Source organism: Bacillus basilensis (genome assembly GCF_050630465.1).
In the GTDB taxonomy this organism is placed as follows: domain Bacteria; phylum Bacillota; class Bacilli; order Bacillales; family Bacillaceae_G; genus Bacillus_A; species Bacillus_A basilensis.
Map to the genome: position 1 here is coordinate 21,426 of NZ_JBNTQO010000017.1, position 13,343 is coordinate 34,768.

The following is a 13,343-nucleotide window of genomic DNA, read 5'->3' on the forward strand; positions in this document are numbered from 1 at the left end:
GTTATTCATTAGGGTTAGTAGCCAGGAACAGGGATTTCCCCGTATTTCAAGGGCGGGGATTGACTATACAGTGGTTCAAATAATTTCGTTATTTATGCGATTATTTGTTGGGGTTGCTAAAGCCATTTTGTCCTACACTAGTAGGGCTTTTTTATTAACAGTAATTCCTCAATACGCAAGAAATATGCAAATATGCATATTGTATTTATTTGGATATTTTGTATGTTAAAATTAAATATAGGGATTTTTGTATATAAAGAACTAAAATCAGAAATATCCAGTGAATTTTGAGAGGTGTTACATGTTTACAAACAAGAAATTAATTCGAATTGGTCTAACATTGCTTGTATGTTTATTTGGAATTGATTTTACAATCAGTTATTTTCAAACATATCTTGAATCAGCGGCAGGTATTAAATGGGTAATACCAGAAACTTTGAGAACTATTTTGTTAGATGCCCCTGAAAGTATATTGGTTATTTTAGGCGCAATTGCTTTATATGATTTCACAAAAGAAACATCGCAAAAAGACGCATCAATTTAGATGCGTCTTTTTTCTTTGCGGTAATTTCTTCAACATCATGGAATACTCTCACTATTACGGCCAAAATCGTTAGTTTCTTTCATCTGTACGCCTTTGTTATTTAAAGTTTTCCAGGTTTTGTGACTACAGGATGAAATGGTTAAATAAACGTTTGTTTAAGATATATGTTCGGTAGGAAGAAACCGATGCAGCTCAAGGGTGAACAAAGAAAAATAGGGAGTTAATCAAACGTTTGTTTAAGGCATATGTTCGGTAGGGAGAAATTGTTGCAGCTCAAGGGTGAACAAAGAAAAATAGGGAGTTAATCAAACGTTTGTTTAAGATATATGTTCAGCGAGGAATTGGGAAAGAATCAAAAAAATTTATATATTTATTTTTTCTTAACAAATGGCGGGAAAATAAGGAAAATTCGCAGGATTATTAAAATTTATCACGAAATAAGTAAAAGTTTAGCGAATAATCGTTTGAAATAATAAAACGTTTTCTATATGATAAAGGTAAAGGTTAGTAAAAAAGTAGGTGAATTTATGACAGTAACATTTTATTCATATCCAAAGTGTGGCACATGTCAAAAAGCAAAGAAATGGTTTGAGGCAAACGATGTAGCATATGAGATGATTCATATTGTTGAAAATCCACCATCAAAAGAAGATTTACGTAATTTACATGAAAAAAGTGAATTACCATTAAAAAAATTCTTTAATACAAGTGGAATGCGTTACCGTGAACTTGGTCTGAAAGATAAGTTGAAAGATGCAAGCGAAGACGAAATGTACGAGCTTTTAGCATCTGATGGCATGTTGATTAAACGTCCAATTGTAACAAATGGAACGAATGTAACACTTGGTTTTAACGAAGAGCAGTTTGAAAGTGTGTGGAAAAAGTACCAATAAGGTATTTTTACATAATTAATACATTCACTGGAGGTACAGTCATGAGCATTCCAAATAATTTACGTTACTCTGAAGAACACGAATGGGTAAAAACTGAAGGTAATGAAGTTGTTATCGGTATTACTCACTTTGCACAAGGTGAGCTAGGCGATATCGTATTCGTTGAACTTCCTGAAGTAGGTGCAACAATCGAAGCTGACGAGCCATTCGGAAGCGTAGAATCTGTTAAAACAGTTTCTGAGTTATACGCACCTGTAAGCGGTAAAGTTGTAGCAGTAAACGAAGAATTAAGTGACCAACCAGAACTTGTTAACGAATCTCCATACGAGGGTGCATGGATGGTTAAAGTTGAACTTTCTGATGCAAGCCAAGTTGAAAAGTTATTAACTGCTGAAAAATATGCAGAAATGACAAACCAAGACTAATTATAGTCGACTAAAGGACAGCCTTTGTGCTGTCCTTTTTTATTTTATGTAAAATAATGAACGTAAAATCATATACTAATTATCGTGTAGGAGAACGTTTTTGGAAAAACTTTTCGTTTAAGTTTTATGCAGTTCTAGCTGCTTGCGCTTTTCTTTGTCTAGCTTCAGCGGCTAGAACAGTCGGTCATTTCACTTCTGAACTTGAGGCGAAAAGCGCCTCTAGTTCAGGAGTTCCAATGCCCTCTTGTTCTAAGCAAGCCGCTTGCGCTTTTCATTATGATCCAGCTCCAGCGGCTAGATTGTTCGGTGGTTTCGCTTCTTCCTGCAAGGCAAAAGGCGCCTTTACGTCAGAAGCTCCATCCCACTCACAATCTGAACGAGCCGCTTGCGCTTTTCATTATGATCCAGCTCCAGCGGCTAGAACAGTCGGTCATTTCACTCCTTCACTTGAGGCAAAAGGCGCCTCTAGTTCAGGAGTTCCAATGCCCTCCTGTTCTAAACGAGCCGCTTGCGCTTTTCTTTTGCAAAAATAAACAGGAAACAACATGAAAATAACGAATATACTATATACTAAGTTAAAGGTTGTATAGTATATGGTGATCGGGTGATGACATATGATTTATGTAGAAAAAGTCATTATTGTAGAAGGTACATCAGATAGAAGAAAGATTGAATCTATTATTCGTGAACCGGTGGAAATTGTTTGTACAAATGGTACAATTGGTTTGTCGAAAATGGATGAGCTCGTTGATCAGTTTTTTGATAAGGAAGTGTATGTGCTAGTGGATGCTGATGATGCTGGAGAAAAGTTAAGGAAACAATTTCGAAAAGAATTTCCGCAAGCAGAGCATATTTATATTGATCGCTCGTACCGAGAAGTGGCAACTGCGCCATCTTCACACTTAGCAAATGTATTATGGGGAGCTGACATTGACGTTTATACAGAATATTTACGGTAAGGAATGATAGAAGTGATTGACTGGACAGGAGCCGAAGCTACAGCCTTAATAGAGAACGAAGAAAAAACAGTGCTATATGTATATACTCCAATGTGTGGAACATGCCAATTAGCAAAAAAGATGTTAACGGTTGTTGAGATGACAATTGAGGATCTGAAAATTGGGATGTTAGATTTAAATTATGCTCCGCATTTAGCGAAAGAGTATGGAATCGAAAGTGTACCGTGTTTACTTGTTTTTGAAAATGGGACACTCATGAAGAAGATATATGCATTTCATTCAGTTGAATATTTATATACGGAATTAAAGTAGGCGGCAAAGTTTTTGCCGCCTCGACATATTTCTTGGGAAATATGTCGAGATGCAGGGTGATTACAGTATTTGTCGAGCGAAAGTAACAGGATTGCTCTTTAGTGAGAGGGAATGGTATGTGTAATAGAAAGTGATATGAAGGATGTGATTTAGGGTGAAATTATATTCTTTGCTGCAATCATTTGTAAATTACGCTAATGGTCAATATCATTTAGAGCCGCTTTTAAGACAAGGAGAGAAAACTGTTAATTTCCGCTTTGGAGATGAAAGTTGTTCGTTACAAATTTCAAGAGATTATATAGAGCTGTTACATGAGGAAAGAGGAACGGAGCAGATCGTTTGTGTAGATGAGGAAGATATAAAAGAATTGGTGAACGGCAATGTACGATTGCAAATGCTAATGAATGATGGACGAGTGCAATATTCGGGAACGTATCGAACGATGCTATTGGTTGAATCGATGTTTCATATATGTAAACCAATGTCAGTAGGTGCTTAAAATTCTGAAGTTTCATTTTTTACGAAAATTTCTGTTGACATGGTGTGTGGATATTGATACAATTCAATTCATAAAATATAGACAATTTCATAAATTACAAATCAGACGAAAATGTAATCTGATTTCTCTTATCAAGAGAGGTGGAGGGACTGTGCCCTGTGAAGCCCGGCAACCGTCAACTTATGTTGAAATGGTGCCAATTCCTGCAAAGCAAATGCTTTGAGAGATGAGAGAGAGGGATAATGTTGTTATATACGCATATAAACCTTTCTGCTTCTCTAAAGCGGAAAGGTTTTTTTGTTGTTTGAATGTGGAGGACATTCAAATAATAAAAGTAGTGATAACGGTGGACTACACGCATCAAAAATAAAAAATTGCGGAGTATGTCCAAACAAAAAGGGGTGAACATCATGATTTTATTAGAAAATGTAAAGAAAATATATAAAGCAAAAAGCGGTGATGTCACTGCTGTAGATAATGCCAATTTAAAAATAGATAAAGGTGAAATATTTGGTGTTATCGGATATAGTGGCGCTGGAAAAAGTTCTTTAATTAGATTATTCAATCAGCTAGAGAAACCAACTTCTGGCCAAATTACAATTGCAAATCGTGTCATTTCAGCCATTACAGGAAGCGAACTTCGTAAGGCAAGGCAAGAAATTGGAATGATTTTTCAGCACTTCAACTTACTTTGGTCACGAACTGTACGTGAAAATATCGAGTTCCCACTTGAAATTGCAGGTGTCGATAAGGCGGCGAGAAGAAAACGTGTTGATGAATTAATTCATCTTGTTGGTTTAGAAGGAAGAGGAGACGCGTATCCATCCCAGCTAAGCGGAGGACAAAAGCAACGCGTTGGGATTGCAAGAGCATTAGCTAACAATCCAAAAGTACTTTTATGTGATGAAGCAACGTCAGCTCTTGATCCAGAAACGACAGATCAAATTCTAGATTTATTATTAGATATTAATAAGCGTCTCGGTTTAACAATTGTACTCATTACACACGAGATGCACGTAATTCGAAAGATTTGTAATCGTGTTGCGGTAATGGAGAAAGGAAAGATTGTAGAAACAGGTCCAGTACTTGATGTGTTCCGTAATCCGCAGAAAGACATTACGAAACGATTTGTACAGCAGTTAACGGATTCTGAAGATACAAATGAAACGATTGAAAGTTTAATTGAAAAGTATCCAGATGGAAAAGTAATTCGTTTGCAGTTTATCGGTGAGGCTGTAGAAAGACCAGTGCTTCAAAGATTAATGCAGCGCAGTGATATAGAAGTTAGCATTTTGCAAGGAAATATCGCACAAACGAATAACGGCTCTTACGGTAGTTTAGTTGTTCATTTAAATGGTGAGGAAACAGCGATTCAGCAAGCAATAGAGGGAATACATCAAGATCAAGTAGAGCTGGAGGTGATTGCACATGGATAAGTTACTCACAAACGTTGATTGGAATCAAATGTTAGAAGCAACTGGTGAAACGTTATATATGACGGCAATCGCAGCTCTTGCCACATTTGTTTTAGGACTCATTTTAGGATTGTTACTCTTTATGACAGCGAAAGATAATTTATGGGAAAACAAAGCGGTTAACACGGCGATTGGAGCGTTCGTAAACATTTTCCGCTCGATACCGTTCATTATTTTAATCATTTTATTAATCCCATTCACAAAGATTCTGCTTGGAACAATTCTTGGAGCGAGTGCTGCACTTCCGGCTTTAATTATTGGAGCGGCACCGTTTTACGCAAGAATGGTTGAAATTGCCCTTCGTGAAATTGATAAAGGTGTAATTGAAGCTTCAAAAGCAATGGGAGCAAAAACAAGCACAATTATTTTGAAAGTGCTAATTCCAGAATCGTTACCAGCATTAGTGTCTGGTATTACAGTTACGACAATTGCTTTAGTAGGCTATACAGCAATGGCGGGAGTTGTTGGTGCTGGTGGCCTTGGAACACTTGCTTATTTAGAAGGGTTCCAACGAGGAAATAATGACGTAACAATCGTTGCGACAATTTGTGTATTACTAGTTGTATTTTTCATTCAGTGGATTGGTGATCGTGTAACGACTCGAATAGATAAAAGATAATAAAAAACGAGAGGATGTTTCAAATGAAAAAATTATTACTTACAGCACTTATTTCAACTTCTATTTTGGGGTTAGCTGCTTGTGGCGGGAAAGATAAAGATGAAAAGAAACTAGTTGTGGGGGCTTCTAACGTACCGCACGCTGAAATTTTAGAAAAGGCAAAACCGTTACTTGAGAAAAAAGGAATTGAATTAGAAGTGAAAAAATTCCAAGATTACGTGTTGCCAAATAAATCGTTAGCGGATAAGGATTTAGATGCAAACTACTTCCAGCACATTCCGTATTTAGAAAAAGAAATTAAAGATAAAAAATATGATTTTGAAGTGGCAGGAAAAATTCATTTAGAACCGATTGGTGTATATTCTCAAAAATATAAGAGCTTAAAAGAGCTTCCAGACGGTGCAACAATTATTATGAGTAATTCTGTTGCTGACCATGGACGTGGTTTAGCAATTTTACAAAAAGAGGGCATTTTAAAAATTAAAGATGGAGTAGATCCCGTTAAAGCAACTCCAAAAGATATTGCAGATAATCCGAAAAACTTAAAATTCAAAACGGATATCGAGCCTGGTTTATTACCACAAGTGTATAACAATAAAGAAGGCGACGCTGTTTTAATTAACTCGAACTATGCAATTGATGCGAAGTTAAATCCAGAAAAAGATGCAATTGCCATTGAAGGAAATGATTCACCGTACGCAAACGTAGTAGCTGTTCGTAAAGGCGATAAAGATAAGAAAGAGATTAAAGCTCTTGTAGAAGTATTACACTCTAAAGAAATTGAAGACTTTATTAATAAAGAATATAAAGGGGCAGTTGTTCCTGTAAAAGAATAATTGCTGTGTAAGGGTTGGTGTATGCCAGCCCTTTTTATAACTACATAATTATACAGGAGAAGGGGACATCATATGAAAAAGATTCTATTGTCAGTTGTTACAGCGCTGTCTGTATTTACATTAGCTGCTTGTGGAGGAAAAGAGGAAAATAAGCTTGTTGTGGGAGCTTCTAACGTGCCGCACGCTGTTATTTTAGAAAAAGCACAGCCAATATTAGAGAAAAAAGGTATTAAATTAGAAATTAAAAAATTCCAAGACTATGTGTTACCGAATAAAGCGTTGGCGGATAAGGATTTAGATGCGAACTATTTCCAGCACATTCCGTATTTAGATAAAGAAATCCAAGAAAAAGGATATAAAATTGTAAACGCAGGAAAAATCCATTTAGAGCCAATGGGCATTTATTCTAAGAAATATAAAAGCTTAAAAGACTTACCAGATGGTGGAACCGTGATTATGAGTAATAACGTAGCGGAGCGTGGCCGTATGTTAGCGTTATTACAAAAAGGCGGCGTTATTAAATTAAAAGACGGTGTAGATGTTGTTAAGGCGACAGTAAAAGATGTTGTAGAAAATCCGAAAAACTTAAAATTTAAAACAGATGTAGAACCTGGACTTTCACCAAAGTTATATGAAAATAATGAAGGTGATGCTTTATTCATTAATTCAAACTACGCAATTGATGCAAATTTAAATCCAACAAAGGATGCAATTGCGATTGAAGGATCAGACTCTCCATACGCAAATATTATTGCAGTTCGTAAAGGTGACGAGAAGAAAAAAGAAATTAAAGAGCTAGTAGAAGTACTGCATTCAAAAGAAATTCAAGATTTTATTAATAAAGAATATAAAGGTGCTGTACTGCCAGTAAGTGAATAAATATGAAGGAAAGGACTGGTAATTTTCCAGTCCTTTTTTCTTTATATAAATAAGAAGAAAGGTGTATCATAGAAAGGTGAAAAGGAAATACTTATATACATTTGTGAAAAAATTGTTACTTTTTTTCGTCGTTTGCGATATCATTTTATTTGATATAAAATTAGAATGAGAATAAAATGAGAATATGAACGTTTTAGGAATTTTTAAAATGTATATATAGGATTAATGGAGGTATTGAGATGGCTGGTTCTACATTAACGGTTAAAGACTTACACGTATCAATTGACGGCAAAGAAATTTTAAAAGGTGTAAACCTTGAAGTAAAAGGTGGAGAAATCCACGCAATTATGGGACCTAACGGAACAGGTAAATCAACTTTATCTTCTGCAATTATGGGTCACCCAAAGTATGAAGTAACAGAAGGTAGCATCATCATTGACGGTGAAGATGTATTAGAAATGGAAGTAGACGAGCGCGCACAAGCAGGTCTATTCTTAGCAATGCAATATCCAAGTGAAATTAGCGGAGTTACAAACGCTGACTTCTTACGTTCTGCAATTAATGCACGTCGTGAAGAAGGCGATGAAATTTCTCTTATGAAATTTATCCGTACATTAGATAAAAACATGGAATTCCTAGAAATGGATCCAGAAATGGCACAACGTTACTTAAACGAAGGTTTCTCTGGTGGAGAGAAAAAACGTAACGAAATTCTTCAATTAATGATGATTGAGCCAAAAATCGCAATCTTAGATGAAATCGACTCTGGTCTTGATATCGATGCATTAAAAGTTGTATCTAAAGGTATTAACCAAATGCGCGGTGAAGAGTTCGGTTGCCTAATGATTACGCATTACCAACGTTTATTAAACTACATCACTCCAGACTTCGTTCACGTTATGATGAACGGTCGTATCGTTAAATCTGGTGGCCCTGAGCTTGCACAACGTCTAGAAGCTGAAGGTTATGACTGGATTAAAAAAGAATTAGGTATTGAAGACGAAACAACAGAGCAAGAAGCGTAAGAGAGGAGCATAAACATGACAATCGGTACATTACCTTTCGATCAAGAAACAATCCGTCAACGCGCAAGCGAAGTAAACGAAGCTGCTTGGTTGACTGAGTTCCGCTTACAAGCTCTTGCACAAGCAACTGAACTTCCAATGCCAACGCCTGATAAAACGAAAATTGAAAAATGGGACTTTATCGGAAAAGGCGACGCTGCTAAGCAAGAGCCTGTAAGTTCTTTAACAGAGCTTCCAGAAGCAGTGAAAAACTTAATCGATGAAAATAACAGCGTATTAGTGCAACGTACTGGTACAACTGCGTTCGTTTCTTTAGCAGACGAAGCAAAAGAAAAAGGTGTTATTTTCACAGATATCGTAACAGCTGCAACTGAGCATGCTGAACTATTACAAAAGTATTTAATGAAAGATGGCGTGAAAGTAGACGAGCATCGTCTAACTGCACTTCATGCTGCATTAATCAACGGCGGTGCATTCGTATATGTTCCGAAAAACGTTGTTCTTGAAACTCCACTTCAAGCTGTATTCTTAGTAGACGGCGAAGAAGCTAACGTATATAACCACGTATTATTCGTAGCTGATGCGAACAGTACTGCAACTTATGTAGAAAACTACGTTGCAAATGAAAATGCTAAAGGTATTGCAAATATCGTAGCAGAAGTAATCGTGGAACAAGGCGCACAAGTGAAATTCGGTGCGGTTGATCTATTAGCAAAAGACGTAACAACTTACGTTAACCGCCGCGGCGTTGTAGGACGCGACGGCCGTATTGATTGGGCTCTAGGCCTTATGAATGACGGAAACACAATTTCAGAGAACGTTACGAACTTAATGGGCGACGGTTCATATGCTGATACGAAAACAGTAACAATTGGCCGTGGTAACCAAACACAAAACTTTACAACTAAAGTTGTTCACTTCGGTAAACACTCTGAAGGTTGGATTTTAAAACACGGTGTACAAAAAGATAGTGCAACATCTATCTTTAACGGAATTGGTAAGATTGAACACGGTGCATCTAAATCAAATGCACAACAATCTTCTCGCGTTCTTATGTTAGATGAAAAAGCTCGCGGTGATGCAAACCCAATTCTTTTAATCGACGAAGATGATGTAATGGCAGGTCACGCAGCTTCAGTAGGCCGCGTAGATCCATACCAACTATACTACTTGATGAGCCGTGGTATTCCAAAACGCGAAGCAGAACGTTTAGTCATCCATGGATTCTTAGCACCTGTAGTTAATGAGCTTCCAATTGAAGGAGTAAAGGCACAGCTTGTTGAGGTAATTGAAAGGAAAGTTCGCTAATGAATATTCATGAAATACGCAAACAGTTTCCAATTCTTGATCAAAAAGTGAACGGCAAACAACTTGTTTATTTCGATAGTGCAGCAACTTCTCAAAAACCAATTCAAGTCATTGAAACGTTAGAACGTTACTATAAAGAATATAATTCTAACGTGCATCGCGGTGTTCATACGCTCGGTACGAAAGCTACCGACGCGTATGAAGGTGCACGCGAGAAAGTTCGCAAGTTTATTAACGCGAAATCAATGGAAGAGATTATTTTCACGCGCGGAACGACAACTGCATTAAATACAGTAGCGGCTAGCTATGGTCTTGAAAATGTAAAAGAAGGCGATGAAATCGTTATTTCTTACATGGAGCACCATAGTAACATCATTCCGTGGCAACAAGTTGCTAAGAAAACTGGTGCAACGTTAAAATACCTTCCGCTTCAACCAGACGGTACAATTTCTTTAGAAGATGTTCGTCAAACAGTTACACCGAATACAAAAATCGTTTCTATTATGCAAGTATCAAACGTACTTGGAACGATTAACCCTGTAAAAGAAATCGGAGCAATCGCACACGAAAACGGTGCAATTATGGTCGTTGATGGTGCACAAAGTACACCTCATATGAAAGTAGATGTACAAGATTTAAACTGTGATTTCTACGCATTATCTGCTCATAAGATGTGCGGACCTACAGGTATCGGCGTATTATATGGTAAGAAAGAATTGCTGAACAATATGGAGCCAATTGAATTTGGCGGTGAAATGATTGATTTCGTAGATTTACAAGAATCTACTTGGAAAGAGCTTCCGTGGAAGTTTGAAGCAGGTACACCGATTATCGGTAATGCAATCGGACTTGGTGCGGCAATTGATTTCCTAGAAGAAATTGGTCTTGATAATATTGAAAAGCATGAGCATGAATTAGCGCAATACGCTTTAGAAAGACTATCAGAAGTAGACGGCGTTACAATTTATGGTCCAAAGCATCGTGCTGGTCTTGTTACATTTAATATTGAAGACGTACATCCTCACGATGTAGCGACTGTATTAGATGTAGAAGGTATTGCGGTTCGCGCAGGACACCACTGTGCACAACCGCTTATGAAGTGGCTGAAAGCTTCTTCAACAGCACGTGCGAGCTTCTATTTATATAATACAAAAGAAGAAATTGATACATTTGTTGAATCGCTAATCAAGACAAAGGAGTATTTCACAAATGTCATTTAATAATTTAGATACGTTATATCGTCAAGTTATTATGGATCATTACAAAAATCCTCGTAACCATGGCGTGTTAGAAGATAGTGTTACCGTTAACTTGAACAATCCAACTTGCGGCGATCGTATTCAACTTACGATGAAAGTAGAAGAAGGTATTGTACAAGAGGCGAAGTTTGAAGGAGAAGGATGTTCTATCTCAATGTCTTCAGCTTCAATGATGACACAAGCAGTAAAAGGTAAGAAAATTGAAGAGGCACTTCAGCTTTCTAAAATTTTCTCTGACATGATGCTAGGAAAAGAGTACGATGACAGCATTGATTTAGGAGATATTGAAGCATTACAAGGCGTATGCAAGTTCCCTGCACGTATTAAATGTGCAACATTAGCGTGGAAAGCGTTAGAAAAGGGCTTAAACGAAGATAAGTAATGTTACAGGTTCCTAAAAACGAGGTTATCTAAGGAGGGACACACCAACATGGCGAAGCAACTGCCAGATATCGGCGATTATAAATATGGTTTCAAAGACAAAGACGTTTCGATTTTCCGTGCTGGACGCGGTTTAACAAAAGAAATCGTTGAAGAGATTTCACGTATGAAAGAAGAACCACAGTGGATGTTAGACTTCCGTTTAAAATCACTGGATAAGTTCTATGAAATGCCAATGCCACAATGGGGCGGCGACTTAAACGACTTAGATTTCGATGAAATTACGTACTACGTAAAACCATCTGAGAAATCTGAGAAGTCTTGGGATGAAGTACCTGATGAAATTAAAGCAACATTTGATAAATTAGGTATTCCAGAAGCTGAGCAAAAATATTTAGCTGGTGTATCTGCACAGTACGAATCTGAAGTTGTATACCACAACATGAAAGAAGACCTAGAAGCTCTAGGAATCGTCTTCAAAGATACAGATAGCGCATTAAAAGAGAACGAAGATATTTTCCGTGAGCATTTCGGAAAAGTAATCCCACCAACAGACAACAAATTCTCTGCATTAAACTCTGCAGTTTGGTCTGGTGGATCATTCATCTACGTTCCAAAAGGTATTAAAGTTGATACACCACTTCAAGCGTATTTCCGTATTAACTCTGAAAATATGGGACAATTCGAGCGTACGCTTATTATCGTAGACGAAGGCGCACACGTACACTACGTAGAAGGTTGTACAGCACCTGTTTACACGACTAACTCACTTCACAGTGCGGTAGTAGAAATCATCATTAAGAAAGATGCATATTGCCGTTATACAACAATCCAAAACTGGGCGAACAACGTATACAACCTAGTTACAAAACGTGCCGTTTGTGAAGAAAACGCAACGATGGAATGGATTGACGGTAACATCGGATCTAAATTAACGATGAAATACCCAGCAGTTATCTTAAAAGGCGAAGGCGCTCGTGGTTTAACATTATCTATCGCGATTGCTGGTAAAGGCCAACACCAAGATGCTGGTGCGAAAATGATTCACTTAGCACCAAACACATCTTCAACAATCGTTTCTAAATCGATTGCGAAGCATGGTGGTAAAGTAACTTACCGTGGTATCGTACACTTCGGACCAAAAGCGAAAAACTCTCGCTCTAACATCGAGTGTGACACGTTAATCATGGATAACCAATCTACATCTGATACAATTCCTTACAACGAAATCAAAAACGATTACGTTTCACTTGAGCATGAAGCGAAAGTATCGAAAGTATCAGAAGAACAATTATTCTACCTAATGAGCCGCGGTATTTCTGAGCAAGAAGCTACAGAAATGATCGTAATGGGCTTCATCGAGCCATTCACTCGCGAACTTCCAATGGAATACGCAGTTGAAATGAACCGCCTAATCAAGTTTGAGATGGAAGGTTCTATCGGTTAATATTTAAAGTGGAAGCGCCCTGCTGTGCAGGGCGCTTTTTTATGTTGTGTTGGGGGGAGTCAGGATACCCAAGGGGGTTTCCAACTGAATATATCGACCACAACTCGGAATATATCAACGATTATTTCAATATATCGACGATTCGACAAGGAATATCGACTTATCAACAAATTACGACAAAAGAAATTCTTCATATACCCCGCACCATTTTATATAAAAAGAGACCGACTGGAAGTAAGGCCAAGATACTGACAAATCCACTGGTGAATCCAATTGAAAAACGCCCTACGAACCTTTTGTTAAACTTTTTGACAAATCCAACACTGCCCAAATCCAACACTACCTGAATCCCACACAAAACCATCTAAAATCCTTTCACACCAACTAGAAAAAGCAAAAGTTTTTCATATTAAAAAGGGCAATCTTTTGCTTTTTCTCACAATGCGAGTACAATGTAAAATAGCAAGAAAAGACGAAAAGTA

Annotated in this window: 16 protein-coding genes and 1 riboswitch; all 16 genes read left to right on the forward strand. The window is 37.3% G+C overall.

The genetic code is table 11. From position 1 onward, the window contains the following. The first annotated feature begins 301 nt into the window (after positions 1–301). A complete protein-coding gene (locus tag ACQVV1_RS23615) occupies positions 302–544 on the forward strand; it encodes a DUF3937 family protein (protein ID WP_242254742.1) in 243 nt (80 codons plus the stop codon). Between the two features lie 527 nt (positions 545–1,071). Continuing rightward, positions 1,072–1,437 carry an arsenate reductase family protein gene (locus ACQVV1_RS23620; protein ID WP_000218969.1) on the forward strand — a complete coding sequence of 122 codons (366 nt, stop codon included), beginning with the start codon at positions 1,072–1,074 and terminating at the stop codon, positions 1,435–1,437. Between the two features lie 41 nt (positions 1,438–1,478). After that, positions 1,479–1,862: a glycine cleavage system protein GcvH gene (gcvH, locus tag ACQVV1_RS23625; RefSeq protein ID WP_000026896.1), complete on the forward strand. Its 384-nt coding sequence runs from the start codon at positions 1,479–1,481 to the stop codon at positions 1,860–1,862. A 56-nt stretch (positions 1,863–1,918) separates the two neighbouring features. Continuing rightward, positions 1,919–2,395, forward strand: coding sequence for a hypothetical protein (locus ACQVV1_RS23630; protein ID WP_431169592.1), 477 nt, complete (start codon positions 1,919–1,921; stop codon positions 2,393–2,395). A gap of 81 nt (positions 2,396–2,476) precedes the next feature. Further along, positions 2,477–2,821 (forward strand): toprim domain-containing protein, encoded by a 345-nt coding sequence (locus ACQVV1_RS23635; RefSeq protein WP_000640869.1) that lies wholly within the window; start codon positions 2,477–2,479, stop codon positions 2,819–2,821. A gap of 3 nt (positions 2,822–2,824) precedes the next feature. Next, a complete protein-coding gene (locus ACQVV1_RS23640; RefSeq protein ID WP_002008881.1) occupies positions 2,825–3,133 on the forward strand; it encodes a thioredoxin family protein in 309 nt (102 codons plus the stop codon). Positions 3,134–3,287: 154 nt separating this feature from the next. Next, on the forward strand, positions 3,288–3,632 hold the full coding sequence (locus tag ACQVV1_RS23645) for a hypothetical protein (protein WP_098555379.1): 345 nt from the start codon (positions 3,288–3,290) through the stop codon (positions 3,630–3,632). Between the two features lie 125 nt (positions 3,633–3,757). Next, positions 3,758–3,865, forward strand: a riboswitch (SAM riboswitch). 177 nt (positions 3,866–4,042) lie between these two features. Then, positions 4,043–5,068 carry a methionine ABC transporter ATP-binding protein gene (locus ACQVV1_RS23650; RefSeq protein ID WP_199677985.1) on the forward strand — a complete coding sequence of 342 codons (1,026 nt, stop codon included), beginning with the start codon at positions 4,043–4,045 and terminating at the stop codon, positions 5,066–5,068. Then, positions 5,061–5,726, forward strand: coding sequence for a methionine ABC transporter permease (locus ACQVV1_RS23655; RefSeq protein ID WP_000359556.1), 666 nt, complete (start codon positions 5,061–5,063; stop codon positions 5,724–5,726). Before ACQVV1_RS23650 ends, ACQVV1_RS23655 begins: the two co-directional genes overlap by 8 nt. A 23-nt stretch (positions 5,727–5,749) precedes the next feature. After that, entirely contained in the window at positions 5,750–6,562 is an 813-nt protein-coding gene (gene metQ / locus ACQVV1_RS23660; RefSeq protein WP_063222139.1) for a methionine ABC transporter substrate-binding lipoprotein MetQ, read from the forward strand. 72 nt (positions 6,563–6,634) lie between these two features. Further along, complete coding sequence (metQ, locus tag ACQVV1_RS23665; protein WP_242254740.1) at positions 6,635–7,441, forward strand: methionine ABC transporter substrate-binding lipoprotein MetQ; 807 nt, start codon at positions 6,635–6,637, stop codon at positions 7,439–7,441. Between the two features lie 239 nt (positions 7,442–7,680). Then, positions 7,681–8,466 carry a Fe-S cluster assembly ATPase SufC gene (gene sufC, locus ACQVV1_RS23670; RefSeq protein ID WP_000929163.1) on the forward strand — a complete coding sequence of 262 codons (786 nt, stop codon included), beginning with the start codon at positions 7,681–7,683 and terminating at the stop codon, positions 8,464–8,466. Between the two features lie 15 nt (positions 8,467–8,481). Then, positions 8,482–9,774, forward strand: a complete 1,293-nt coding sequence (sufD, locus tag ACQVV1_RS23675; RefSeq protein ID WP_000152177.1) for a Fe-S cluster assembly protein SufD — start codon at positions 8,482–8,484, stop codon at positions 9,772–9,774. Continuing rightward, positions 9,774–10,994: a cysteine desulfurase SufS gene (gene sufS / locus ACQVV1_RS23680; RefSeq protein WP_001020767.1), complete on the forward strand. Its 1,221-nt coding sequence runs from the start codon at positions 9,774–9,776 to the stop codon at positions 10,992–10,994. The genes sufD and sufS overlap by 1 nt, the downstream gene beginning before the upstream one ends. Next, on the forward strand, positions 10,984–11,415 hold the full coding sequence (sufU, locus tag ACQVV1_RS23685; protein ID WP_000009523.1) for a Fe-S cluster assembly sulfur transfer protein SufU: 432 nt from the start codon (positions 10,984–10,986) through the stop codon (positions 11,413–11,415). Before sufS ends, sufU begins: the two co-directional genes overlap by 11 nt. 48 nt (positions 11,416–11,463) lie before the next feature. Further along, entirely contained in the window at positions 11,464–12,861 is a 1,398-nt protein-coding gene (gene sufB, locus ACQVV1_RS23690) for a Fe-S cluster assembly protein SufB (protein WP_001118824.1), read from the forward strand. Positions 12,862–13,343: the final 482 nt, after the last annotated feature.